Raw genomic sequence first — 25149 nt, forward strand, 5'->3', positions numbered from 1 at the left:
CGGTCCGGGGACGCGCGCTGAACCCCCCGTTGTCGGTGGCCTGAGGCAGGATGGGCCGGATGAGTGAGCGGACGAACGAGGAGACCGCGCCCTCCGAATACGCAGAGCGGGTGCTGGAGACGGCCGAGGCCATCCCGCCCGGCCGGGTGATGACCTACGGGGACGTCGCCGAGTGGCTCGACGAGGGAGGGCCGCGGCAGGTCGGCCGGGTCATGGCGCTGTACGGCGGCGCCGTGCCGTGGTGGCGCGTGGTGCGCTCCGACGGCCATCTGCTGCCCGGCCATGAGCTGCGCGCGCTGGAGCACTACCGGGAGGAGGGCACACCGCTGCGGGAGGCGGCGCGCTCCGCCGAGGGTCATGTGCCGCGCATCGATATGCGGCGGGCCCGGTGGGACGGCGCGCCCGCCGGGGAATGACGACCGGATGCTCACAGTGTCCAGCTTCGGCCATGGCGGGCCGGAACATGCGGCGAGCCGTCCGTACGGAGTACGTGAACGCGTGGGCGAACGAGGCCGTGAATGAGGTGAGGGAGTATGCGGTCGAGCACCTGACCGGGAAACTGACCCCATACGTGCCGAAGTACGCGACGAAGTACGCGACGAAGTACGCGACGAAGGACGTGACGAAGGACGTGACCGAGTCCACGCCCGAACACGGGTGGGACTGGCTGCGGCCCGTGCGCCGGGAGGCGTAGCGTCGACAGCTGACCACACCGGCCCCAGGGTCCGGGTCGCCGTCCGGACCACCGGACGGGACGAGAAGCCCCCGCAGGACCTGCGGCACCCGAACCACCCACAGCACCCACGGAACCGGCGAACCACGTGACCTCCTCCTCCCTCCGACCGGCGCAGCGCGCGTCGCACCGGGGGATCGACACGGGCACCGCCGCCTACCGTCTGCTGCGGACCCCGCCCGCGCGGACCGCGCCTCCTGTTCTGGACGCGTCACAGCGCGCGGTGGTTGAGCACCGGTCGGGACCGTTGCTGGTCCTCGCCGGACCGGGCACCGGCAAGACCACGACGCTCGTCGAGGCGGTCGCCGAACGGGTGCGGCTCGGCACCGCCCCCGAGCGGATCCTCGTGCTGACGTTCAGCCGCAAGGCGGCCGTCGAGCTCCGGGACCGGATGGCCGCCCGTATGGAGGGCACGGCCACCGCACAGGCGACCACCTTCCACTCCTTCTGTTACGCCCTGCTCCGCGCGCACCAGGAGCCGGAACTCTTCGCCGATCCGCTGCGGCTGCTGTCCGGGCCCGAGCAGGACCTCGTCGTCCGTGAGCTGCTGGCGGGACAGAGCGCGCTGGAGAAGGACGGCCGCGGCCGGATCCACTGGCCCGACGACCTGCGGGCCGCGCGCACCACCCGCGGCTTCGCGGACGAGGTGCGCGCCGTGCTCGCCCGCAGCCGTGAGCTGGGCCTGGGCCCGGCGGCGCTGCAGGACTTCGCCCGCCGGATCGGCCGCCCGGACTGGTCGGCCGCCGCGTCCTTCCTCGCCGAGTACCTGGACGTGCTCGACCTCCAGGGCGTCCTGGACTACGCCGAGCTGCTGCACCGGGCGGTGCTGCTCGCGGAGCGCCCTGAGGTCTTCGAGGCCCTGGCCGGGCAGTACGACGCCGTCTTCGTCGACGAGTACCAGGACACCGATCCGGCGCAGGTCCGGCTGCTGCGCGCGCTGGCCGGGCAGGGCCGCACCCTCGTCGCCTTCGGTGACCCCGACCAGTCGATCTACGCCTTCCGCGGCGCCGACGTGAACGGCATCCTCGAATTCCCGGACGCCTTCCCGCGCCGCGACGGCCGACCCGCCCCCGTCCACGTCCTCACCGTCTCGCGGCGCGCCGGCGCCGCCCTGCTGGACGCCACCCGCCTCGTCACCCGCCGGATGGCGCTGCCGCGGCTGCCCGCCGCGGCCGTCCGCGCGCACCGCGAGCTGACCGCGGTCCGGGACGGCGGCACGGTCGCCGTCCGCACGTACCCCATGGCGGGCGCCGAGCTCGACGGCATCGCCGACACCCTGCGCCGCGCCCATCTGGAGGACGGCATTCCTTGGCGCGACATGGCCGTCCTGGTCCGGGCCGGCGCCCGCTCCATCCCGGGCCTGCGCCGCGCGCTGACCTCCGCCGGTGTCCCCATCGAGATAGACGGTGACGATCTGCCCCTCCGGCATGAGCCCGCCGTCGCCCCGCTCCTGCTGGCGCTGCGCGTCGCCGCCGCGGGCGCGCAGGGGGCACCCGTCGTACCCGCCCAGACCCGGATCGGCGAGCACGAGGAGCCCGAGGAGCCCGAAGAACCGGAGGAGCCGGCAGAAGCAGAAGAGAACGAAGCCGACTCCACAGGCGAGCCCGATCCCGAGCCCGACCCCGATCCCGATCCCGATCCCGCGTCCGTCAGCGTCGAGGACGCGATCACCCTGCTGACGTCACCCCTCGGCGGCATGGACGCCGCGGACCTGCGCCGTCTCGGGCGGGCCCTGCGCGAGGAGGAGCGGGCCGCGGGTCATGCCGTGCCGCGGCCCTCCGATCTGCTGATCGCGGAGGCGCTGGGGGAGCCGGAGCGGCTGGTGGCGCACGATCCGGCGTACGCGCGTGGCGCGCAGCGGCTCGGGATGCTGCTGCGGAAGGCGCGGGAGCTGCTGGCGGGCGGCGGCACCGCCGAGCAGGCGCTGTGGGAGCTGTGGGACGGATCGACGTGGCCGCAGCGGCTGGAGCGGTCGGCGACGCGCGGCGGCACGGCCGGGCGGAACGCGGACCGGGACCTGGACGCGGTGTGCGCCCTGTTCGAGACGGCGGCACGCGCCGAGGAGCGGACCGGCGGCCGGGGCGCGCTGAACTTCCTGGAGGAGCTGGACGCGCAGGACATCGCCGCCGACACGCTGAGCCGCCGGGTCATCCGTACCGACGCCGTACGCCTGATGACCGCGCACCGGTCCAAGGGACTGGAGTGGCGGCTGGTGGTGGTCGCCGGAGTGCAGGAGGGCCTCTGGCCCGACCTGCGCCGCCGGGGTTCGCTGCTCGAGGCCGACCGGATCGGCCGCGACGGGCTCGCGGAGCCGCTCACCCCCGGCGCGCTGCTGGCCGAGGAGCGGCGGCTGTTCTACGTGGCGGCGACCCGCGCCAAGGAGCGGCTGGTCGTCACCGCGGTCAAGGCGGCGGCGGACGACGGCGACCAGCCGTCCCGCTTCCTGACCGAGCTCGGCGTCGAGCCGCAGGACGTCACGCACCGGGCGCGCCGTCCGCTGGCCGTCTCCGCGCTCGTCGCGGAGCTGCGCGCGACCACCGTCGACCCGGCCGCGTCCCCGGCGCTGCGCGAGGCCGCCGCGCTGCGGCTGGCCCGGCTCGCCTCGCTGAACGACGCCGGGCACGCGCTCGTACCGTCCGCGCACCCCGACCGGTGGTGGGGCCTGTACGAGCCGACGCGCTCGGCCGTTCCGCTGCGCGACCGCGACCAGCCGGTGGCGCTGTCCGGCAGCGCGCTCGACCAGCTCGCCAACACCTGCTCGCTGCAGTGGTTCCTGGGCCGCGAGGTGAAGGCGGAGCCGCCGTCGACCGCCGCGCAGGGCTTCGGCAATGTCGTGCACGTGCTGGCCGACGAGGTCGCCTCCGGGCGGACCCCCGCCGACCTGGACGTACTGATGGCCCGACTGGACACCGTCTGGGACGCGCTGGCCTTCGACGCGCCGTGGAAGTCCCTCCAGGAGAAGCGGAACGCGCGGGACGCGCTGGAACGCTTCCTGCACTGGCACGTGATGGAGCGCGGCCGGGCGTCCGTCGCCACCGAGCACGGCTTCGACGTCGTCATCGAAGCGGGCGAGGTGCAGGTCAGGATCCGCGGCAGCATGGACCGGGTCGAGGCGGACGCGGACGGCAACGCCTATGTCGTCGACTTCAAGACCGGCAAGTCCAAGCCGACGGCGAAGGAGGTCGAGCGCCACCCGCAGCTCGCCGTCTACCAGCTCGCGGTCCGCGAGGGCGCGGTCGACGAGCTCTTCGGCGGTGACCGCCCGCTGCCGGGCGGCGCCGAACTCGTGCAGCTGCGCCTCGGCGCGGCGAAGAAGGACGGCGGCGACACCGTACCGGCCGTCCAGCGCCAGCAGCCGCTCGCGGAGAAGCGGGTGGAGGCGGTGGAGCCGGCGGAGGCCGGCGGCGAGGGGAGTGGGTGGTGGAGGACCTGCTGGCCGACGCGGCCGGCCGGGTCCTGGACGAGCGTTTCACCCCGGCCACCGGCCAGCACTGCACGCACTGCGCGTTCCGTGCGGCCTGCAGCGCGCAGCCGGAGGGCCGGCACGTCGTGGAGTAACGGCCGTGGCGTCCCCGCATGCACTTTGCCTCGATCGTGCAACCCTTCCGGCTGTTCGTGCGTCAGTTCGACGTAAGGGCAAGTGCGGGTATGCGGGTTGGTTGAAGGAAAGTGGCCGTCGTGGCGTTGAGGCGCAGTGTTGTCGCAGTCGTAGTGGTCTGCGTTACGGCCGTGGGAGCGCTGTCCGGCTGTCAGGGCACGGCGGAACGCGGCAGGGCGGTCCATGCGGCGTCCAAGCCGGCGACCGCGACCGGCACCACGTCGGACGGTTCCCTGGAGGGGCTGACCGCGCCGGAGATATCCCGGCGGATGTGGGAGACGATGAATGCGGCGCGCTCCATGACGCTGGACTTCTCCGGAGTGCTGCGTGGCAAGCCGGCCCAGATGAGGATCGCGATGTCCATGGGGGGCAAGTGCGCCGCCGCTGTGCGGCAGGGCGGCTGGACGATGCAGATCATCCGAACCGACGACGGGGCGTCCTACATCAAGGGCGATGCCGGCTACTGGACTTCGCTGGGCGCCAAGGGCAAGTCCATCGGGCAGCTGGCCGGCGGTCGGTGGATCAAGTTCCCCGCCGTCTCGGTCCCGGGCAGGCGGCTGGCCGCATCGTGCGATCTCGACGGCTTCCTCGGCAGGATGAAGCTGGACCACTCCTCGTCCACGAAGAGCGGCACGGGCACGATCGGGCGTCAGCCCGTCGTCACCATCAGGCAGAAGGACCCGGACGGGACCAACACGCTCTCGGTGGCGGCCAAGGGCAAGCCCTATCTGCTGAAGATCGCGTCGGACAAGGGCGAACTGACCATGGCTTTCGGGGCCTTCGACCAACCGGTCAACGTCACGGCCCCGCCCGCGAACCAGACGGTCGACCTCAGCCTGTTCGGCGGGGACAAGGGCCTCGACGTCTGAGCAGCCCGGGGTCAAACCCGTTGCGCCCGCATGTTTATCTTGTGCTTATCAGCAGGATGCGTGTGGGTGGAGGGGAAATCCGGTGGCAGTACAGCGGAACGTCGTGGCGGCCTCAGTGGTCTGTGCGGCGCTGGTGGGCGGAGTGACCGGCTGCGGGGGCGACACGTCGGACGACGCGGTGATCGGCTCCAAGCCGAAGCCGTCCGTCTCGGCGAGCACCACGGCGGCGACGGGGCTCGACGCCCTGACCGCGCAGCAGATCTCGGACAAGGCCGAGGCGGCACTCAAGTCCCTCACTGCGGTGAAGGTGGACTTCGCGATGATCGACACCGGAAAGCCGATGCAGTTCAAGGCTTCCATGTCCAAGGCGGGCGAGTGCGCCGGTGCGATGAGCCAGGGCAAGTCGACGATGCAGTTCATCGGCACGCACCACACCAGCTACATGAAGGCCAACGACACCTTCTGGCGCGAAGCGGGCGGCAAGGAGGACGGCGACGCCACGGTCGAGCTGCTGCACGGCAAGTGGGTGAAGGTGCCGGGCGACGCCGCCAAGGACAAGGACCTGGCGTCCTTCTGCGACCTGGACTCGTTCCTCGACGGGATCTCGTCGGACGACAATGACGGCGCCTTCACCAAGGGCCCCCCGACCACGATCGACGGCCAGCCGGTCGTCACGATCATCCAGAAGAAGGCCGGTGGCTCGGAGAAGACCACCATCTACGTGGCGGCCCAGGGCGAGCCGTACCCGTTGAAGATCGTCAACGAGGGCGGCAAGGAGCCGGGCCACGCCACCTTCGGCGACTTCAACAAGCCGGTCAAGGCGGTGGCCCCGCCGGCCTCCCAGACGGTGGACATCAGCAAGTTCCAGGGCGACGGCGGCAAGAACGTCTGACGGACGCCTGAGCCCGGGCGCCTGAGCACGGGCGCCCGGGCAGGGTCGGTCTGGGCACGGACACCACGGGTTGACCGCCCGGCGGCAGGGGTCCGTGCCCAGGTGGCCGCCGGCTGTCGGTGGGGCCGGATAGCCTCACTGGGGTGGCAGCACGCATCACGGACCCCGAGCAGCTCAAGGCGCTCCTCGGCATCCCTTTCACCCCGGAGCAGATGGAGTGCGTCACCGCACCTCTCGCCCCGAACGTGATCGTGGCGGGGGCGGGCTCCGGCAAGACGACGGTGATGGCCGCCCGCGTGGTCTGGCTGGTCGGGACGGGGCAGGTCGCCCCGGAGGAAGTGCTCGGCCTGACGTTCACCAACAAGGCCGCCGGTGAGCTCGCCGAGCGGGTCCGCAGGGCGCTCGTCCAAGCCGGGATCACCGATCCGGATCCGATCGGCCCGCCTCCCGGTTCCGGCGAGGCCGCCGGCGAGGGCGCGACCGGTGAGCCGCAGATCTCCACGTATCACGCGTTCGCCGGCCAGCTCCTCAAGGAACACGGGCTGCGCATCGGTCTCGAACCCACCGCCCGGCTGCTCGCCGACGCCACCCGTTACCAGCTCGCCGCCAAGGTGCTGCGGGCCGCGCCCGGCCCGTACCCGGCACTGACCAAGAGCCTGCCGTCCCTGGTCAGCGACCTGCTGGCGCTGGAGGGCGAGCTCAACGAGCACCTCGTCCCGCCCGACCGGCTGCGCGCCCACGACACCGGCTGGCTCGACACCCTGGCCCCCGTCAAGCTCACCAACGCGGACCTGCGCAAGCTGCCGGAGACCGCGCAGGCCCGGCAGGACCTCACCGGGCTCGCCGCCGCCTACCGCGCGCAGAAGCAGCGCCGTGACCTGCTGGACTTCGGCGACCAGATCGCCCTGTCGGCGACCGTGGCCCGCACCCGCCCGGAGGTCGGCAGGATCCTGCGCGAGCAGTACAAGGTGGTGCTGCTCGACGAGTACCAGGACACCTCCGTCGCCCAGCGGCTGCTGCTCGCCGGGCTGTTCGGCGGCGAGGGCACCGGCCACCCGGTCACCGCCGTCGGCGACCCCTGCCAGGCGATCTACGGCTGGCGCGGCGCCTCCGTCGCCAACCTCGACGACTTCCCCGCGCACTTCCCGAACGCCGACGGGACCCCCGCCCGCCGCTTCTCGCTCAGCGAGAACCGGCGCAGCGGCGGCCGCCTCCTGGAGCTCGCCAACGGCCTCGCCACCGAACTGCGCGCCCGGCACGAAGGCGTCGAGGCGCTGCGCCCGGCGCCCGGCGCCGAGCGCGACGGGCTGGTGCGCTGCGCGCTGCTGTCCAGCCAGGCCGAGGAGATCGAGTGGCTGGCGGACTCCCTCGCGCACCTGGTGCGCACCGGCACCGAGCCCGGCGAGATCGCCGTCCTGTGCCGTACGACGGGCCACTTCGCCGACATCCACGCCGCACTGGTCGCCCGGGACATCCCGGTCGAGGTCGTGGGCCTGTCCGGGCTGCTCCATCTGCCCGAGGTCGCCGACCTGGTCGCCGTCTGCGAGGTCCTGCACGACCCGACGGCGAACGCGTCGCTGGTCCGGCTGCTCACCGGTCCCCGCTGGCGGATCGGCGCCCGGGACCTGGCGCTGCTCGGCCGCCGGGCCCGGGTCCTCGTCCGGTTCGGCGCCGGCGGCGCGGAGGAGGACCCCGAGCGGCGGCTGGCGGCGGCCGTCGAAGGCGTCGACCCGGCCGAGGTGGTGTCGCTGGCCGACGCCCTGGAGACGTTCCTGGACGGCGACCCCGGCGACGAGCTGCCGTTCTCGCCCGAGGCGCGGGTCCGGTTCGCCCGGCTGGCGGCCGAGATACGGGATCTGCGGCGCGCGCTGGCCGACCCGCTGATGGACGTCCTGCACCGGGTGCTCGCGGTCACCGGCCTGGAGGTCGAGCTGTCCGCGTCCCCGCACGCGCTGGCGGCCCGCCGCAAGGAGACGCTGAACGCCTTCCTGGACATCGCCGCCAACTTCGCCTCCCTCGACGGCGAGGCGACCCTCCTCGCGTTCCTCGGCTTCCTGCGCACCGCCGCCCAGTACGAGAAGGGCCTGGACAGCTCGCTCCCCGGCGGCGAGAACACGGTGAAGGTGCTCACCGCGCACAAGTCGAAGGGCCTGGAATGGGACGTCGTGGCCGTCCCGGGGCTGGTGAAGAAGGGCTTTCCGAACGAGCGCGGCCGCGAGCTGTGGACCGCCAACGCCAAGGTGCTGCCGCACGCGCTGCGCGGCGACGCGGCGACCCTCCCCGATGTCGACGAATGGTCGAAGGCGGGCCTCGACCAGTTCCGTGACGCGATGAAGGAGCACAACCGGATCGAGGAACTCCGCCTCGGCTATGTCACCTTCACCCGGCCGCGCTCGCTGCTGCTCGGCTCCGGCTACTGGTGGGGGCCCACCCAGAAGACCCCGTACGGCCCGTCCGCCTTCCTGGACGCGCTGCGCGGGCACTGCGAGGCGGGCCACGGCGAGATCGAGCACTGGACGGAGCCCCCCGAGGACGGCGCTCTCAATCCGGCGCTGCAGACCTCCGTCGAGCACGCCTGGCCGCTCCCGCTCGACCCCACCGCCCTCGACCGCCGCCGCCAGGCGGCCAGGACGGTGCTCGCGTACCTGGACGCGCCGGAGGAGCACGCGTTCGCGGACGCGGAAGCGGGCACGTCCGCGGACGTGGAAGCGGAGACAGAGGACGAGCCTGCCTGGGCGGACGAGGAGGAGTGGGAGGACGCCGACTGGGACGAGCTCTCGGCGGAGCGTCCCGCAGGCTTCGAACATCCCGAACATCCCGAACATCCCGAACATCCCGAACATCCCGGGCGCCCCGAGCCCGATCCGGAGCACGTTCCCGATCCCGGGTCCGATCCGGAGCGTCCCGTCGACCCCGGCCACACGGTCGCCGGCCTCGCCACCGCTGCCGGAGCCCCCGCACGGGCGCGGCTGCTCCCCGAGGAGTCCCGACTCGTCGCCTCCTGGGACCGTGACCTCGACGCTCTCGCCGGGGAGCTGCGGCGCGCCCGGGCGACCGTCCGGGACGTGCCGGTGCCTCCCGTCCTCACCGCCTCGCAGCTGATGCGGCTGGCGGCCGACCCGGACGGGTTCGCCCGCGAGCTCGCCCGCCCCATGCCGCGCGCCCCGCAGCCCGCGGCGCGCCGCGGCACCCGTTTCCACGCCTGGGTCGAGTCGCGCTTCGACGAGCGGCCGCTCTTCGCCCCGGAGGACCTGCCCGGTGTCGAGGGCGGTGACGAGATCGACGACGAGCGGGACCTGGCCGCCCTGAAGGAGGCGTTCCTCGGCACTCCGTACGCCGACCTCGCGCCGTACCGCGTCGAGGCGCCCTTCCAGCTGGCGCTGGCCGGCCGCATGATCCGCGGCCGGATCGACGCCGTCTACCGCACCGAAGGCGGGGAAGGGGACACCGGCGCGGGCGCCACCTACGAGATCGTCGACTGGAAGACCAACCGTTCCCGTTCCGCCGACCCGCTCCAGCTGGCCCTCTACCGGCTCGCCTGGGCCGAGCAGCACCAACTGCCCCTGCACCGGGTGACCGCCGCGTTCCTCTATGTCCGTACCGGTGAGGTCGTCAGGCCCGCGTCCCTGCCGGACCGCGCCGCCCTGGAGCGGCTGCTGCTCGACGAGCCGGGCTGATGCCGCCACCTCCGGCCGGAGGGGTCCGGCGCGCCGGTTAGGCTCGACGTCATGAGTACCGCCCCGGACAGCGCAGTCCACGCCTACATCGACGCCCACCGTTCCGCGTTCCTCGCCGACCTCGTCGAGTGGCTGCGGATCCCGTCCGTCTCCGCGGACCCCGACCGTGCGGACGACGTGCTGGGCAGCGCGCGATGGCTGGCGTCGAAGCTGGCGGAGACCGGCTTCCCGACCGCCGAGGTCTGGGAGAGCGACGGGCTGCCGGCGGTCTTCGCCGAGTGGCCGTCCGGCGACCCGCAGGCGCCGACGGTGCTGGTCTACGGCCACCATGACGTGCAGCCCGCCGCCCGCGAGGACGGCTGGGACACCGACCCGTTCGAGCCGCACACCGCCGACGGCCGGATCTACGCCCGGGGCGCGGCCGACGACAAGGGCCAGGTCCTCTTCCACACGCTGGGCCTGCGCGCCCACCTCGCCGCGACCGGCAGGACCGCGCCGGCCGTGAACCTCAAGCTGCTGATCGAGGGCGAGGAGGAGTCCGGCTCGCCGAACTTCCTCACCCTGATCCGGAAGCACGCCGACCGGCTCGCCTGCGACGCGGTGATCGTCTCCGACACCGGCATGTGGTCGGAGGACACCCCGACCGTCTGCACCGGCATGCGCGGTCTGGCCGACTGCCAGGTCGATCTGTACGGGCCCGACCAGGACATCCACTCGGGTTCGTTCGGCGGCGCGGTGCCCAACCCCGCCACCGAGGCCGCCCGGCTGGTCGCCGCGCTGCACGACGACGACCGGCGGGTGGCGATCCCGGGGTTCTACGACGGTGCCGTCGAGCTGACCGCGCGCGAGCGGGAGCTCTTCGCGGCGCTGCCGTTCGAGGAGTCGCGCTGGCTGAGCACCGCCAAGTCCCACGGGGCGCTCGGCGAGGCGGACCACACCACCCTGGAGCGCATCTGGGCCCGGCCGACCGCCGAGGTCAACGGCATCTACGGCGGCTACCAGGGCCCCGGCGGCAAGACCATCGTCCCGGCCTCCGCCCACCTCAAGCTGTCCTTCCGGCTGGTCGCGGGCCAGGACGCGGGCGCGGTGCAGCAGCTCGTCACCGACTGGGTCGCCGCCCGGCTCCCGGACGGCATCCGCCACGAGGTCACGTTCTGGGGCACCACCCGCCCCTGCCTGACCCCGCTGGACCACCCGGCGCTGCAGTCGGTCGTCCGGTCGATGGGCCGGGCCTTCCAGCAGGAGATCCTCTTCACCCGCGAGGGCGGTTCAGGACCGGCCGCGGATCTGCAGGACGTGCTGGGTGTGCCGGTGCTGTTCCTGGGCATCTCCGTACCGTCCGACGGCTGGCACTCGGTGAACGAGAAGGTCGAGCTCGACCTCCTCTTCAAGGGTGTGGAGACCGCCGCCTACCTGTGGGGCGACCTCGCCGAGAACTGGCGTCCCGCCTCCGCCGACGTCACCGGGTGACACCGCCGGCGCCACCGGCGCGCCCCACCGACACCAGTCACTGACAACGACAGCCGCGCAACCGCGTACCGCATGTACGCACGGGGAGTTGGAAGCAGCCTTGTCCGAGATCGACCTGTCAACCCAGCCGCTGGCCCTCGCCCAGACGGGCGTGGACCGCGCCGCCCACCACCGGCTCGACGAGGCCTGGCTGGCCGCCGCCTGGAGCCATCCGACGACCCGGGTCTTCGTCGTCTCCGGCGGCCAGGTCCTGGTCGAGGAGAAGGACGGCACCACCGAACTCGTCATGGTCCCGGCCTTCGACGCACCCGAGACCGAGACCCACCGCTACTTCCTCGGCATCGGCGAGGACGGCGTGCGGTACTTCGCGCTGCAGAAGGACGCGCTGCCGGGCCGGATGGACGACGTGGCGCGGGCGGCCGGGCTGCGCGAGGTGGCCGGGCTGCTCTCCCCGCTGGAGGCCGGCCTGATGGTGCACGCCGTCGCGCTGGAGAACTGGCAGCGGATGCACCGCTTCTGCTCCCGCTGCGGCGAGCGCACCGTCATCGCCGCCGCCGGCCACATCCGGCGCTGCCAGGCGTGCGGTGCCGAGCACTACCCGCGCACCGACCCGGCCGTGATCATGCTGGTGACGGACGACCAGGACCGCGCGCTGCTGGGCCGCCAGGCGCACTGGCCGGAAGGGCGCTTCTCGACGCTCGCGGGCTTCGTGGAGCCGGGCGAGTCGCTGGAGCAGGCCGTGGTCCGCGAGACGGCGGAGGAGGCGGGGGTGGCGGTCGGCGACGTGACATATGTCGCGAGCCAGCCGTGGCCGTTCCCGTCGAGTCTGATGCTCGGCTTCATGGCCCGCGCCACCTCCCCGGACATCCAGGTCGACGGCGAGGAGATCCACGAGGCCCGCTGGTTCTCCCGCGAGGACCTGCGCAAGGGCATCGAGTCCGGGGAGATCCTGCCGCCCGGCGGCATCTCGATCGCCGCCCGTCTGATGGAGCTCTGGTACGGCAGCCCGTTCCCGGCCGCCGGATAGCCGCGTCGCCGCGTCCCGGACAGCACTCCGCCGGGGCGCGGGCGCGCCCCGGCGGATGCGGGTGGGACCGGGCCGCGGGATCAGACGCCGAGCTTCTGCTTGACCTGCGCCAGCGACGGGTTCGGGAGCGCCGAGCCGTCCGGGAAGAGGACGGTGGGGACCAGCTGGTTGCCGCCGTTGACCTTCTCGACGAACGCCGCGGACTCCGGGTCGTTCTCGATGTTGATCTCCGTGTAGCCGATGCCCTCGCGGTCCATCTGGCCCTTGAGCCGACGGCAGTATCCGCACCAGGTGGTGCTGTACATCGTCACAGTGCCCGACATGGGTGTCCGCTCCTCACAAGCAGGTGGAATCGTCGATCGGAAGAACGCTGACCCTGCTCCGGGCATTCCTGGGCCCCCCGATGTCACCCCTTCCCCACCGCTCGCGGTCCGACAATCGCACCTCAGCTGTGGATAACTTTCCCGACCGCCTCCGCGGACCTGGCAGCATGGCGGGGTGACCGCACCAACGCACACCTCGCTCTTCCCAGCAGTACCGGACTCCCCCGACGCCGTGCTCGACGGGCTCGACCCCGAACAGCGCGAGGTCGCCACCGCCCTGCACGGGCCGGTCTGCGTGCTGGCCGGCGCCGGCACGGGCAAGACCCGGGCGATCACCCACCGGATCGCCTACGGGGTGCGGGCGGGGATACTGCAGCCCGGCAGTGTGCTCGCGGTCACCTTCACCGCCCGCGCGGCGGGGGAGATGCGCGGCCGGCTGCGCCAGCTCGGCGCGGGCGGCGTCCAGGCGCGTACGTTCCACTCCGCCGCGCTGCGCCAGCTCCAGTACTTCTGGCCGCGCGCCATCGGCGGTGAGATGCCGCGGCTCGTCGAGCGCAAGGTCCAGCTCGTCGCCGAGGCCGGCGCCCGCTGCCGGATCCGGCTGGACCGCAGCGAGCTGCGGGACGTGACGGGCGAGATCGAATGGTGCAAGGTCACCCAGACCGTTCCCGAGGACTACCCGGCGGCCGCCGCGAAGTCCGGCCGTGAGGTCCCCCGGGACCCGGCCGAGATCGCCAAGATCTACACGGCGTACGAGCAGCTCAAGCGGGACCGCGGCGTCATCGACTTCGAGGACGTGCTGCTGCTCACCGTGGGCGTCCTGCAGGAGCGCCCGGACGTCGCGGACACCATCCGCTCCCAGTACCAGCACTTCGTCGTCGACGAGTACCAGGACGTCAGCCCGCTCCAGCAGCGGCTGCTGGACCTGTGGCTCGGCGGCCGGGACACCATCTGCGTGGTCGGGGACGCCTCCCAGACCATCTACTCCTTCACCGGCGCCACCCCGGACTACCTGCTCGGCTTCCGCTCCCGGCACCCGGAAGCCACCGTCGTGAAGCTCGTCCGCGACTACCGCTCCACCCCCCAGGTGGTGCAGCTGGCCAACGGGCTGCTCTCCCAGGCCAAGGGCCAGGCGGCCCAGCACCAGCTGGAACTGGTCTCGCAGCGCGAGCCGGGCCCCGAGCCCGGCTACACCGAGTACGTGGACGAGCCCACCGAGGCCGAGGGCACCGCCCGCCGGATCAAGGAGCTCATCGCCGGCGGGGTGCGGCCCAGCGAGATCGCCATCCTGTACCGCATCAACGCCCAGTCCGAGGTCTACGAGCAGGCGCTCGCCGACGCCGGGGTGCCGTACCAGCTGCGCGGGGCGGAGCGGTTCTTCGACCGTCCCGAGGTCCGCGAGGCCGGGCTGCTGCTGCGCGGCGCCGCCCGCGCCGGAGCCGGTTCCGATCCGGGGATGGCCGGCACGGAAGTGCCCGAGCACGTCAGGGCCGTCCTCAGCTCCCGCGGCTGGACGGCCGAGGCCCCCGCCGGGTCGGGCGCGGTCCGGGACCGCTGGGAATCGCTGGCCGCGCTGGTCCGGCTCGCCGACGACTTCGCGCTGGCCCGCCCCGAGGCCACCCTGTCGGATCTCGTCGCGGAGCTGGACGAGCGGGCGAGCGCCCAGCACGCCCCGACGGTCGAGGGCGTCACCCTCGCCTCGCTGCACGCCGCCAAGGGCCTGGAGTGGGACGCGGTGTTCCTGGTCGGGCTGACCGAGGGCATGATGCCGATCACGTACGCCAAGACCGACGAGCAGGTCGAGGAGGAGCGCCGGCTGCTGTACGTCGGCGTCACCCGGGCCCGGCTCCATCTGTTCCTGTCCTGGGCGCTCTCCCGCTCGCCCGGCGGACGCGCCACCCGCAAGCCCTCACGCTTCCTGGACGGCCTGCGGCCCGGTTCCGCGACGCGCGGCACCGGAAACCGCTTCGCGGCCGGTACGGGTGGCATCGAGCGCGGAGTGGCCGCCGCCAAGCGCAAGCGCGGCCCGGTGCGCTGCCGGGTCTGCGGCCGCACCCTGTCGGAGGCCGGCGAGATCAAGCTGATGCGCTGCGAGGACTGCCCGTCCGATCTGGACGAGGGGCTGTACGAGCGGCTGCGCGACTGGCGCATGGAGCAGGCCAGGGAGCTGGGCCAGCCCGCGTACTGTGTCTTCACCGACAAGACGCTGCTGGCCATCGCCGAGGTCCGGCCCGGGGGACCGGCCGAGCTCTCCGCGATCGCCGGAGTCGGCAGCCGAAAGCTGGACAAGTACGGCGCCGAGGTCCTGGCGCTCTGCACCGGCGGGGATGCCGGCACCGGAGCCGGTGACGAAGCTGTTGCAGAAGAACCAGAAAAATAGTTTGCGCCCGGCGAGGAAGTCCCCATAGCCTTCCGGAGCACGGTCACTGCGGCTCTTCCAAGAGCCGGGGAGATCGTGATGTACTGACCAAGCACCACAGGCCCTACGAGACGCCGAGAGGAGGCGAAGACCCGTGACCATCAACTTCGAGAACGTGAAAATGACCGATCGTCCGGTTGTCGTCGCCACCTGCCCGCTCGGCTCCCCGCTGCCCGGCACCGGTATGTCCGGTGCCCCGGCTCTGCGCCTGGCTTCCATCGCGGAACTCTCGATCCGCGAGCGCAGTGAGCGAGCGACCAAGGCACCGGCAGTACGGGAGACGAAGGCCCAGGCCTATGTCTTCACGCCCGGCGGTGCCGGTCACAGCACAAATGGACAGAAGCAGCAGCACCTCTCGATGTGGGCCTTCCGCGGGCTCGAACCCTGGAGCGATCCAGTCTGATCGACGATCAGACCGGCACCTTCCAGGGCCGCGGAATCCCAGACCGGGATCCGCGGCCCTTTTGTTTTCTCCAGCCGAACCACCGGCCCACCCGGCCGGACCAGACAGACGAGGAACACCAAGACCGTGCATGCCACCCCGCACGCCCCGTCCGTATCGCCCACAGACCCGCTCCCCCCGCCCGCGGTCCACTCGGAGGTCCCGTTGCTGCCCCTGACCGAGCTCGATGACGAAATCGAGCGCCTCGGTGTACCCGTCCCCTGCCGGACCTACGACCCGGAGGTCTTCTTCGCGGAGTCCCCGGCCGACGTCGAGTACGCCAAGTCGCTGTGCCAGACCTGTCCCGTCCGCGAGGCCTGCCTCGCCGGTGCGAAGGACCGCCGTGAGCCTTGGGGCGTCTGGGGTGGAGAGCTCTTCATCCAGGGCGTCGTCGTAGCCCGCAAGCGGCCCCGTGGCCGTCCGCGCAAGAACGCAGTAGCGGTGTGAACACCAGCACCGTAGGAACCGTCGACCGACCCCTGACGCACGACCCGAAGAAGCAGGTCCCCATGAACCCCTCCACAGAAGTGGCGCACGCCACCGAAGCCTCCCGACACACCTCCGGCGCGTACAGCGCCCGCCAGAACAGGAACCTCGAAATGCAACTCATGCCAGAAGCCTTGGCACGTGCCCATATGCAACAACGCCTCTACGAGGCAGAGCACGAACGTCAGGCCCTTCGACTGGTGTCGGCCCGCCGGCTCCAGCGCCGGGCCGAACGAGTGTCGCTGCGCGCCCGCCGTGCGCTGGCGATGGCCGTCATGCAGTAATCAGCGGCAGACACGCTCCAACGGCCGCACACCAGCGGCCGGGTAACACCACTCCGTGCCACAGCGAACACCGCGGGGCCGGTCCGAAAGGACCGGCCCCGCGGTGCGTTACGGCGTATTTACGGGCACTGGGAGAGGTATCGTCGCCAAGTGGACCAGAAGACTCAGCACAACCGGGTCGGGACTGCCCAGACGACGACGTGCGCGCGCTGCGGTGCCGTCGAAGAGGGTCTGCCGATCACCTGGACCTGCTCCGTGGAGAACAGCCGGCGCGTCTATTTCTGTGACCGGTGCGGCCGGGAGAACCTCCGCAGTATCGAAGGTCGTCTCGACTCCTCCTGGTGGTAGCTGCCCGCGCGGTGGTCACGCCGACTCCGCCGCCCCACCGGCGTCGAAGCCCGGCAGCCACTCCAGCAGTTCGTCGCGCAGCCGCACCGTCGCGCCCAGCTGGCACAGGACGCCGATGGTGCTCAAGGTCACGCGGTGGATCAGCAGATACGACGGCGGCAGGTTCAGCTGCTTGCCCAACTGATGGGCGGGCGAGCGCGGATCGGCGATCCGTGCCGCCTGGGCCCGCATCCAGCTGCGGACGAAGGTGAACTCCTCGGATCCGGCCGGCTCGATGATCGGCCGCAGATAGTCCAGCACCGCGTCCGGGCGCAGCTTGATCGACGGCCGGACGAAGCCCTCCTGACGGAGCATCGCGTGCACCGACTCGGCGTCGCCCTCCAGCGCCAGCCGCAGCGCGGTGCCGATCGGCAGCGGCAGCCCGTCGGGCAGCCGGTCCACCGTCCCGAAGTCCAGCACGCCCAGCCGCCAGCCCTCGGCGGGGCCGTCGTCCACCAGCAGCCGGAAGTTTCCGGGGTGCGGGTCGGCGTGCAGCAGCCCGGTACGCGCCGGGCCCGCGAACAGGAAGCGCGCCAGCAGCTGGCCGGCCCGGTCCCGCTGCTCCTGGGTGCCCTTGGCGATCACCTCGGCCATGGGCACGCCGTCCATCCACTCGGTGACCAGGACCTGATCGGCCTGGTGCACCACATCGGGCACCGAGACATCGGGGTCGCCGGCGAACTCCGCGGCATGGGCGTGCTGCGCCTGTGCCTCCAGCTCGTAGTCCAGCTCCTCCGAGACCCGGGCGCGCAGCTCGGCGATGAGCGGCTTGATGTCCATCCCCGGGATGAGCGGACCGAACAGCCGCGCCACCCGGCCCAGTTGGGACAGGTCGGAGAGGAGGGCCGCCCCGGCGCCCGGGTACTGCACCTTCACCGCCACCGCCCGGCCGTCGTGCCACACCGCGCGGTGCACCTGGCCGATCGAGGCGGCCGCGGCCGGAGTCTCGTCGAATTCGGTGAACAGCTCCCGCCAGTCCGCGCCCAGCCGCTCGGCCAGCACCTTGCGCACGGTGCCGACGGGCATCGGCGGCGCGGAGTCCTGCAGTTTGGTGAGCGCGGCCCGGTACGGACCGGCCACGTCCTCGGGCAGCGCGGCCTCGAACACCGACAGCGCCTGGCCGAACTTCATGGCCCCGCCCTTGAGCTCTCCGAGCACCTTGAACAGCTGCTCGGCCGTGCGTTCCTGCAGTTCGCTCGCGACGACCTCGGCGGGACGACCGCCCAGCCGCTTGCCCAGCCCGAGTGTGGCGCGGCCCGCGAACCCCAGGGGGAGCGCGGCCAGTTTCGCGGTGCGAGTCACCGCCTTACGAGGAAGATCAGACATGCGCTCCTCTTTCCCGTCGGTCACCCGGCCATTGTGCCTCTCCGCACTCGCGGCGCGGCGGGCAGCACCGTCCTCGCGTCGCTTCCGGCACCGCAACCGCATCTGATGTCACCGGGAACCGGTCGTACTTCCATGGAAAGCCGGGCCAGCGCGATCTCCACCCGGGCCCCGGAACTCGGGGGGCTGCCGCCGTCGAGGAAGGCCAGCGCATGGGCGGCGGCGAGCCCCGCGACCGTCGTCGCCAGGGCGATGTCGCAGGCCGGCACCGCGGGTGCCCGGCCCGATCTGAGCTGGGCGAGCATCCGCGGCCACGCGGGATCCGCGTCCGCCAGCCGCAGCGCCAGACAGCCCGCACAACCGGTACGACCCGGAACGACGAGCGGGCCGACCACTCCCATGCCCTCGACGACGCCCGTATAGAGGTGCGGGATGCCCGCCGCGAGCAGCCGCTCCGCCTCCCGGGGCTCCGGGGCGTAGGCCGCCAGCCCGTCGCGCGGGGCCACCACGACCAGCGACAGCCGGGAATCCTCCGGCTCCCGCCCGGGTCCGTACCCGGATCCCGGTCCGCGCCCGGCCCGGGGTCCCCGCCGGCCGAGCGCCGCCGCGCGCGGGTCGGGCGCGGCCCGGCGCACGGCCCCGCGGGCGGCCGCGTCCCGCCGCTCACCGATGTGCTCGGCCGGGATCCCGGCCGGGCTCACGTCCCACGGCTCGACCCGTCCGCCGTCCAGCACCTCCACCCGGCCGACGCCGGCCGCCGACAGCAGCGCGGCGACGGCCGCCCCGACCCGGCCCGCGCCGCGGACCCGCACCCGCGCCGCCCGGCGGTCCCGCATCCGGCCGGCCGCGCCGCCGGGGCCCGTGTGCACGACGGACAGCGCGGCGAGGTCGGGGCGCAGCCGGTCGATCGCCGCAGTCCGGTGCCGGACCGCCTCGGACAGCCGGGCATGCGCCGCCGCATCGTCCAGCACGCCGCCCTCGGCGAGCAGCCCCAGCAACTGCCGGACCTGCTGCGCTCCCAGCCCCAGCGCCTCGGCGTCCCGGGTCAGCAGGGCCGCCCCGCGGGTGCCGTCCAGCAGATCCAGGAATCCCGCCGCCGCGCCGTCGACCGAGTCCAGGACGACCGCGTGCGCCGGATCAATTCCGAACTGCACGCTCTCGCGGTTGCGCCAACTGCGCCGCATGGCGGTTTTGAGCATGGGACGCATGGCCACCCCCGGTGGATCACCGCGAATCCATTCAAGATCCGCGCCAGTTCCGCATCGCTGTAATGCGGCAGTCACAGAATGCACGCGGCCGCCGACGGTGACGAAAAGTTATCCACAGGTTGTGAGGGATAGTCGTTCAATATGCGCACGAAGCGAGGTGATTCCCTCGTCCACCGGCCTGGGGACGGGACTTCGCGGACCCCCACCCGGTAACGTCGGAGCGTGCCCGCCGACCCCGCGCATGACCTCTCCAGCCAGCAGTCCCTCACCTCCCGGACGAGTGAGGTCGAAGTGCGCCGCAGCGCCCGAAGGCGCCGGACGGTCTCGGCCTACCGCGAGGGGGACCGCACCGTCGTCCTCATCCCGGCCCGGATGTCGGTCGCGGAGGAGCAACGCTGGGTGACGGTGATGCTCGAGAAGCTCGCGGCGCAGGAGAGCAAGCGGATCCTCGGCGACGACGAGCTGTCCGCCCGCGCCGCCCAGCTCTCCGAGCAGTACCTGGACGCCCGAGCCGAACCGGACAGCGTCCGCTGGGTCACCAACCAGAACTCCCGCTGGGGGTCCTGCACCCCCTCCGAGGGCAGCATCCGGCTCTCGCACCGGCTGCAGGGCATGCCCGAGTACGTCATCGACTACGTTCTGCTGCACGAACTCGCGCATCTGCTGGTACCGGGCCACGGCCCGAGCTTCTGGAAGCTGCTGGAGTCGTATCCGCGGACCGAACGCGCCCGCGGATATCTGGAGGGGGTCGTGGCGGCCGGCCGGCTGCCGGAGCTGCCCACCCGCGAGGAATAGCCGCTGTCGGGGCCAGGGGCTAGCCTGTCGCAACGCACATGTATTTACGGGATGGGGGACGGTCGTTCGTATGGCCAGGGAATTCCAGCGTGGCCACAAGGCCAAGATCAGTGATCTCACGGCGGGGACGGATCTGTACATCGGTGTGCAGATCGCCGGACCCGGCCTGTCGTTCGACATCAGCTGCTTCGGGCTCGACGAGAAGGAGCAACTGTCCGACGACAGTTACTTCATCTTCTTCAACCAGCCCAAGTCGCCCGAGGAATCCATCCAGCAGCTCGGCGCGCAGGCGGGGGACAGCGAGTCCTTCCGTGTGACGCTCGACCGGATTCCCCCCAAGATCCGCAAGCTCTCCTTCACCGCGACCATCGACGGCAACGGCCAGATGTCGCAGGTCGGGCCCGGGTACATCCGGATCGTCGCCGGCGGTGAGGAAGTCGCGCGCTACAGCTTCACCGGCGCCGAGTTCAGCACCGAGCGCGCGGTGATGCTCGCCGACGTGTACCTCAAGGACGTCTGGCGCTTCGCCGCCGTCGGCCAGGGCTTCGACGGCGGACTGGACGCGCTGCTGCGCAACTTCGGCGGCGAGGTCGCCGAAGAGGCGCCGGCCGCCGCGCCTCCGCAGCAGGCCGGAGCCCCGGGCTTCGCGCCGCCGCCCGGCGGTGCCGCGCCCGCCCCTCGTTCGGCGCGCCGGCCGGCCCGCCGCAGCCCGCACCGGCTTTCGGAGGTCCGCCCGGACCCCCGCAGCCCGCGCCCGCCTTCGGCGGTCCCGCCGCCGGGCAGGGGTTCACGCCGCCCCCGGGCAACCCGTCGATACACCAGCAGCAGACCATGATCGCGCCGCTGGCGACCCCGCCGCAGGCGCCGGGCCAGCCGCAGTTCGGCCAGGTCCCGCCGCCGGGACCGCCCCCGGGCCAGCAGTTCGGCCAGCCTCCCGGCCCGCCGCAGTACGGGCAGCCGCAGTTCGGCCAGCCGCCGGGCCAGCCGCAGTTCGGTCAGGTACCGGGCCAGCCGGCACCGTACGGCCAGCCGCCGGCGGGCCAGCCGGCCGGCGGGATCTCCGGCGCCATGCAGAAGTTCCGTGAGACGCCCACCGGCCAGCGGTGGACGCAGCAGAACAACAAGATGATGCGGGCCGACCTCTCGCAGGCCGGCGGCCAGCCGGTGCTCGCCCGCCAGGGCAGCATGGTGCTCTACCAGGGCAAGGTCGAATACAGCTACAAGGGCGCCGGGTTCGCCGGCCGGATCGTCGGCGGCGCCACCGGCCAGGAGCTGCAGCTGATGCGCTGCACCGGCCAGGGCCAGGTCTTCTTCGCGGAGAACGGCGCCCACCTGCACCCGATCGAACTCCAGGGCGACGCCATCTGCGTCTCCTCGGAGAACGTGCTCGCCTTCGACGAGAGCCTGCAGTACGAGGTGCGCAGGATCGAGGGCCACGGCATCCCCGGCGGCGCGCTGTTCACGATGCAGTTCCAGGGCACCGGAACGATCATCGTCAAGACCCATGGCACCCCCGTGGTGCTGCCCGTCACCCCGACCACGTACGCGGACTGCAATGCGATCGTCGCCTGGTCGGCGGCCTCCCAGGTGATCATCTCCAGCCAGGTCCGGCTGCGGAGGAACGCCTACCCCGGCCACAGCGGAGAGACCGTGAACCTCCAGTTCCGCGGCGCTCCCGGCAACTTCATCGTCGTCCAGCCCTACGAGGTGTGACCCGCAATGGACCAGCAGATGATCGCGGGCTACGCACCGACCCCGGTGTCCGCCCGGATGGAGACCCACGGCTCGGCGATGCTCAAGGTCGCCATGCAGACCGGCCAGGACCTGTTCGCCCGTACCGGCTCGATGGTCGCGTACGAGGGCTTCGTCCAGTACGAGCCCAATCCGCCGGCCGTCCGGCAGATGGCCTCGCAGTGGCTCACCGGTGAGGGCGCCCCGCTGATGAAGTGCACCGGCGACGGGCTGCTCTATCTGGCCGACTACGGCGCCGACGTGGTGTGCGTCAATCTCAACAACGAGTCCCTGTCGGTCAACGGCACCAACCTGCTCGCCTTCGACGCGCACCTCCAGTGGGGCGTCGAGCGGGTCAAGGGGCTCGCCAAGTTCGCCGGCCAGGGCCTGTTCAACGTGGGGGTGAAGGGCACCGGCTGGGTCGCCATCACCTCCCGCGGCACACCGATCGTCGTCGACTGCGGAAGCGGCGCCGACGAGACCTACGTCGACCCGGACGCGCTCGTCGCCTGGTCGTCGGGACTCAAGATGAAGGCCAAGCGCAGCTTCAAGGCGTCCTCCCTGATCGGGCGGGGCAGCGGCGAGGCGTTCCAGATCGCGTTCTCCGGCCAGGGCTTCGTCGTCGTACAGCCCAGCGAGGACAGCACAGACCGCCTCCGGGCACGGGGCTGAGGGGGAGCGACCGATATGCAGAGCCCGCTTTTCGCGAACACCGAGGTCCAGTCGAACGACCTCTACGCACTCCAGAACCCGTACCTGCTGCGGGTCAAGCTGGAGGGCAACTCCGGCCGTGACTGTCTCGCCCGCAAGGGCGCGATGGTGGCCTACCAGGGAATGATCGAATTCGACGGCGAGTACCAGTCGCGCAACCAGGGCGGCGCGCGCATGGCCACCGGCGAGGGCCTGGACCTGATGCGCTGCTCAGGGCAGGGCACGGTCTACCTCGCCAACCTGGCCCAGCACATCCACGTCGTGGACGTCGACCATGACGGCCTCACCGTGGACAGCGCCTATGTGCTCGCCCTCGACTCCGGGCTGCACTGGGACGTGATCGCCGTGGACAGCCAGTTCGGCCTGTCCGGCACCGGCGCCTACAACCTGAACATCTCGGGCCAGGGCAAGGTCGCGCTGATGACCTCGGGCAAGCCGCTGCTGATGCCGGTGACCCCGGACAAGTACGTCTCCTGCGACGCCGACGCGGTGGTCGCCTGGTCGTCCTCGCTGCGGGTCCAGATGCAGGCGCAGACCAGCAGTTCCTCGGTCTACCGCCGGCGCGGCAACACCGGTGAGGGCTGGGAGCTCAACTTCGTGGGCCAGGGATACGTCCTGGTGCAGCCCAGCGAGCTGATGCCGCCGCAGAACGCGGAGATCGGCCAGGGCCTGCGGGCCCAGTTCGGGGTGGGCCAGGCAGGCGCCCACGCCCAGAACCTGGGCAACATCTGGACCAACAACCGCTGAGCCGGTCGTCGGTACGGGCCGTGCCCGCGCGCCGCCTCAGAGCAGCGCGCGGGTACGGGCCAGCAGTGTCTCCACCGAACCGTCGGCCACCGAGCCGACCTCGTCGTAGCCGTACCAGCGCAGGTCCAGCGACTCCTCGCTGATCGCCTCGACCGCGCCGGCCGGCGCGAGCGCCGCGTACTGCACGTCCAGATGCCAGGCGCAGGGCGTCGAGTGCCGGTCCAGGTTCACCGGCTCGGGACGCAGCAGCGTCAGCCCGGGAATGCCGGACTCCTCGGTGGCCTCGCGCAGCGCGGCGGCCGCCAGAGTGGCGTCCTCCGGCTCGCAGTGGCCGCCCATCTGGAGCCACATCTTCAGCTTCTTGTGCAGCGTCAGCAGCACCCGCCCGGTCGCCGGGTCCACCACCAGCGCGCTGGCCGTGATGTGTCCCGGCTGCGAGGCCTTCCACATGCCGCCGGGACTGCTGTCGAGATGGTCGAGGTACTCCAGCCGCAGCTGTTCCTGACCTGCGTCGGGCGCGTCCCAGTCCTTCAGGACGCGCACCGCGTCCGCGTGCAGACTCACTTGCCCTCGTCGTCCTTGGTCTCGTCGGATGCGCCGGGAGCCTCGTCCGTCTTCTTCGGCTCGTCCTTCGTCAGACGCTTCTCGGCGGCCTCGCCGAGCATCTTGTCGAGCTCGGAGAAGTCGGCGGTCTCGCGGTGCACGAAGCCGTCCGGGTCGTCCAGGTCCTCCGCGGTGGGCAGCATGTCCGGGTGCTCCCACAGGCCGTCCCGGCCGTCGACGCCGCGGGCGTCGGTCAGCGAGGCCCACAGCCGGGAGGCGTCCCGCAGCCGGCGGGGGCGCAGCTCCAGACCGATGAGCGTCGCGAACGTCTGCTCGGCGGGGCCACCGGTCGCCCGGCGGCGGCGCAGCGTCTCCCGCAGCGCGGCGGCGGACGGCAGGTGCGGGGCGGCGGCCGCGTGCACGACCGCGTCCACCCAACCCTCGACGAGCGCGAGCGCCGTCTCCAGCCGGGCCAGGGCCGCCTTCTGCTCGGGGGTGTCCTCGGGCTGGAACATGCCCTGCGCCAGCGCTTCCTGCATGGCCTCGGGGTTCGACGGGTCGAGCTGGCCGACCGCGTCCTCCAGTTTCGCCGTGTCGACCTTGATGCCCCGCGCGTAGCCTTCGACGGCGCCGAACAGATGCGCCCGCAGCCACGGCACATGCGCGAAGAGCCGCTGGTGGGCGGCCTCGCGCAGCGCCAGGTACAGCCGCACCTCCTCCTGCGGGACGCCCAGCCCCTCACCGAAGGCCGCGATGTTCGCGGGAAGCAGCGCGGCCTTGCCGGCCGGGCCGAGCGGGAGGCTGACGTCGGTGGAGCCGACCACCTCGCCCGCCAGGGTGCCCAGCGCCTGGCCGATCTGGCTGCCGAACATCGCTCCGCCCATGGAGCGCATCATGCCGAGCAGCGGCCCGGACATGGCCTGCATCTCCTCGGGGAGCACATCGCCCATGGCGGCGCCGACCCGCTCCGCGACCGGGTCCACCAGCTCCTTCCACGCCGGCAGGGTCGCCTCGACCCATTCGGCGCGGCTCCAGGCCACGGCGCTGCCCGAGCCGGAGGGCAGTGACGTCGCCCCGTCCAGCCACAGGTCGGCCAGCCGGATGGCCTCGGAGACCCAGGAGCGCTCGGCCGGGCCGACGCTCGCGTCCTTGACGCCGTCCGGGGTGCCCTGCGCGACGGTCTGGCGCGCGATGTCCTTGGCCATGTCCCAGTTCACCGGGCCGCCCTCGTACGAGAGCATCTGGCCGAGCTGCTGGAAGGCGGCACCGAGATCATTGGGGTTCAGGGAACCGAACATCGCGGCGAACGGGTTGTCCCCGCCGGCGCCCCCGAACGGGTTCACGCCACCGAAACCGAAGGGATTGTCGGCAGGTCCCTGCCCCGACCCGTCGCCGCCCTGCTTCTTGCCCTCGTCCCCGTCCTCGGGCTCCTCGGGAGGGACGCCGAATCCGAATGGGTGGTCGCTCACGGGTTTCCTCGGCTC

General features: G+C 72.2%; 21 protein-coding genes and 1 pseudogene. 17 read left to right on the plus strand and 5 right to left on the minus strand.

Annotation, left to right across the window (positions count from 1 at the left end):
• Positions 1-50: 50 nt before the first annotated feature.
• The 8 genes from LNW72_RS26175 (at position 51) to nudC (ending at position 12266) form a co-directional block, all read left to right on the plus strand.
• Complete coding sequence (locus LNW72_RS26175) at positions 51-416, plus strand: MGMT family protein (protein ID WP_285369753.1); 366 nt, start codon at positions 51-53, stop codon at positions 414-416.
• A gap of 107 nt (positions 417-523) precedes the next feature.
• Entirely contained in the window at positions 524-694 is a 171-nt protein-coding gene (locus LNW72_RS26180) for a hypothetical protein (protein ID WP_250977604.1), read from the plus strand.
• 262 nt (positions 695-956) lie between these two features.
• Entirely contained in the window at positions 957-4367 is a 3411-nt protein-coding gene (locus LNW72_RS26185; RefSeq protein WP_374117422.1) for an ATP-dependent helicase, read from the plus strand.
• Between the two features lie 95 nt (positions 4368-4462).
• Entirely contained in the window at positions 4463-5200 is a 738-nt protein-coding gene (locus LNW72_RS26190; protein WP_250977605.1) for a hypothetical protein, read from the plus strand.
• Between the two features lie 82 nt (positions 5201-5282).
• A complete protein-coding gene (locus tag LNW72_RS26195) occupies positions 5283-6092 on the plus strand; it encodes a hypothetical protein (RefSeq protein WP_250977606.1) in 810 nt (269 codons plus the stop codon).
• A 143-nt stretch (positions 6093-6235) separates the two neighbouring features.
• Positions 6236-9769 (plus strand): ATP-dependent DNA helicase, encoded by a 3534-nt coding sequence (locus tag LNW72_RS26200; RefSeq protein ID WP_250977607.1) that lies wholly within the window; start codon positions 6236-6238, stop codon positions 9767-9769.
• A gap of 51 nt (positions 9770-9820) precedes the next feature.
• Entirely contained in the window at positions 9821-11239 is a 1419-nt protein-coding gene (locus tag LNW72_RS26205) for a M20/M25/M40 family metallo-hydrolase (protein WP_250977608.1), read from the plus strand.
• 88 nt (positions 11240-11327) lie between these two features.
• Positions 11328-12266: an NAD(+) diphosphatase gene (gene nudC / locus LNW72_RS26210; RefSeq protein ID WP_374117328.1), complete on the plus strand. Its 939-nt coding sequence runs from the start codon at positions 11328-11330 to the stop codon at positions 12264-12266.
• Positions 12267-12346: 80 nt separating this feature from the next.
• Here nudC and LNW72_RS26215 read toward each other — a convergent pair whose 3' ends face one another.
• Positions 12347-12589 (minus strand): mycoredoxin, encoded by a 243-nt coding sequence (locus LNW72_RS26215; RefSeq protein WP_138350959.1) that lies wholly within the window; start codon positions 12587-12589, stop codon positions 12347-12349.
• A gap of 175 nt (positions 12590-12764) precedes the next feature.
• Here LNW72_RS26215 and LNW72_RS26220 point away from each other — a divergent pair, with 175 nt between their 5' ends.
• From LNW72_RS26220 to LNW72_RS26240, 5 genes are all read left to right on the plus strand, one after another.
• Complete coding sequence (locus LNW72_RS26220; RefSeq protein ID WP_250977609.1) at positions 12765-14969, plus strand: ATP-dependent DNA helicase UvrD2; 2205 nt, start codon at positions 12765-12767, stop codon at positions 14967-14969.
• 133 nt (positions 14970-15102) lie between these two features.
• On the plus strand, positions 15103-15411 hold the full coding sequence (locus LNW72_RS26225) for a hypothetical protein (protein WP_374117329.1): 309 nt from the start codon (positions 15103-15105) through the stop codon (positions 15409-15411).
• 126 nt (positions 15412-15537) lie between these two features.
• Entirely contained in the window at positions 15538-15897 is a 360-nt protein-coding gene (locus LNW72_RS26230) for a WhiB family transcriptional regulator (RefSeq protein WP_164298475.1), read from the plus strand.
• Positions 15898-15959: 62 nt separating this feature from the next.
• Positions 15960-16220, plus strand: coding sequence for a hypothetical protein (locus tag LNW72_RS26235; RefSeq protein WP_250980319.1), 261 nt, complete (start codon positions 15960-15962; stop codon positions 16218-16220).
• Between the two features lie 150 nt (positions 16221-16370).
• Entirely contained in the window at positions 16371-16568 is a 198-nt protein-coding gene (locus tag LNW72_RS26240; protein WP_138350955.1) for a hypothetical protein, read from the plus strand.
• A gap of 15 nt (positions 16569-16583) precedes the next feature.
• On the opposite strand, the gene LNW72_RS26245 is transcribed toward LNW72_RS26240, so the two are convergent.
• Both LNW72_RS26245 and LNW72_RS26250 read right to left on the minus strand, forming a co-directional pair.
• Positions 16584-17933: an AarF/ABC1/UbiB kinase family protein gene (locus tag LNW72_RS26245; protein ID WP_250977610.1), complete on the minus strand. Its 1350-nt coding sequence runs from the start codon at positions 17931-17933 to the stop codon at positions 16584-16586.
• 20 nt (positions 17934-17953) lie between these two features.
• Positions 17954-19138: a TOMM precursor leader peptide-binding protein gene (locus LNW72_RS26250; protein WP_250977611.1), complete on the minus strand. Its 1185-nt coding sequence runs from the start codon at positions 19136-19138 to the stop codon at positions 17954-17956.
• Between the two features lie 222 nt (positions 19139-19360).
• On the opposite strand from LNW72_RS26250, the gene LNW72_RS26255 reads away from it, so the two are divergent.
• The 4 genes and pseudogenes from LNW72_RS26255 to LNW72_RS26270 all read left to right on the plus strand — a co-directional run bounded on the left by LNW72_RS26255 (position 19361) and on the right by LNW72_RS26270 (position 23122).
• Positions 19361-19933, plus strand: a complete 573-nt coding sequence (locus LNW72_RS26255) for a M48 family metallopeptidase (RefSeq protein ID WP_250977612.1) — start codon at positions 19361-19363, stop codon at positions 19931-19933.
• Between the two features lie 70 nt (positions 19934-20003).
• Positions 20004-21646 (plus strand): annotated as a pseudogene (locus LNW72_RS26260) (TerD family protein).
• Between the two features lie 6 nt (positions 21647-21652).
• A complete protein-coding gene (locus LNW72_RS26265) occupies positions 21653-22336 on the plus strand; it encodes an AIM24 family protein (RefSeq protein WP_138350950.1) in 684 nt (227 codons plus the stop codon).
• Between the two features lie 15 nt (positions 22337-22351).
• Complete coding sequence (locus LNW72_RS26270; protein ID WP_138350949.1) at positions 22352-23122, plus strand: AIM24 family protein; 771 nt, start codon at positions 22352-22354, stop codon at positions 23120-23122.
• A gap of 36 nt (positions 23123-23158) precedes the next feature.
• Here the strand turns inward: LNW72_RS26270 and LNW72_RS26275 are convergent, their stop codons facing one another.
• Positions 23159-23686, minus strand: coding sequence for an NUDIX hydrolase (locus LNW72_RS26275; RefSeq protein WP_250977613.1), 528 nt, complete (start codon positions 23684-23686; stop codon positions 23159-23161).
• The gene (locus LNW72_RS26280; RefSeq protein WP_250977614.1) at positions 23683-25134 is read right to left on the minus strand and encodes a zinc-dependent metalloprotease; all 1452 of its coding nucleotides are present in this window, start codon (positions 25132-25134) and stop codon (positions 23683-23685) included. Before LNW72_RS26280 ends, LNW72_RS26275 begins: the two co-directional genes overlap by 4 nt.
• Positions 25135-25149 lie beyond the last annotated feature (15 nt).

The organism is Streptomyces sp. RKAG293 (assembly GCF_023701745.1).
In the GTDB taxonomy this organism is placed as follows: Bacteria; Actinomycetota; Actinomycetes; order Streptomycetales; family Streptomycetaceae; genus Actinacidiphila.

Bases quoted from the DNA above. Each gene is read 5' to 3' on its own strand.
- LNW72_RS26215 (WP_138350959.1), bottom strand. From the start codon at position 12,589: ATGTCGGGCACTGTGACGATGTACAGCACCACCTGGTGCGGATACTGC.
- LNW72_RS26250 (WP_250977611.1), bottom strand. From the start codon at position 19,138: ATGCGTCCCATGCTCAAAACCGCCATGCGGCGCAGTTGGCGCAACCGC.
- LNW72_RS26265 (WP_138350950.1), top strand. From the start codon at position 21,653: ATGGACCAGCAGATGATCGCGGGCTACGCACCGACCCCGGTGTCCGCC.
- LNW72_RS26270 (WP_138350949.1), top strand. From the start codon at position 22,352: ATGCAGAGCCCGCTTTTCGCGAACACCGAGGTCCAGTCGAACGACCTC.
- LNW72_RS26175 (WP_285369753.1), top strand. From the start codon at position 51: ATGGGCCGGATGAGTGAGCGGACGAACGAGGAGACCGCGCCCTCCGAA.
- LNW72_RS26235 (WP_250980319.1), top strand. From the start codon at position 15,960: ATGAACCCCTCCACAGAAGTGGCGCACGCCACCGAAGCCTCCCGACAC.
- LNW72_RS26245 (WP_250977610.1), bottom strand. From the start codon at position 17,933: ATGTCTGATCTTCCTCGTAAGGCGGTGACTCGCACCGCGAAACTGGCC.
- LNW72_RS26205 (WP_250977608.1), top strand. From the start codon at position 9,821: ATGAGTACCGCCCCGGACAGCGCAGTCCACGCCTACATCGACGCCCAC.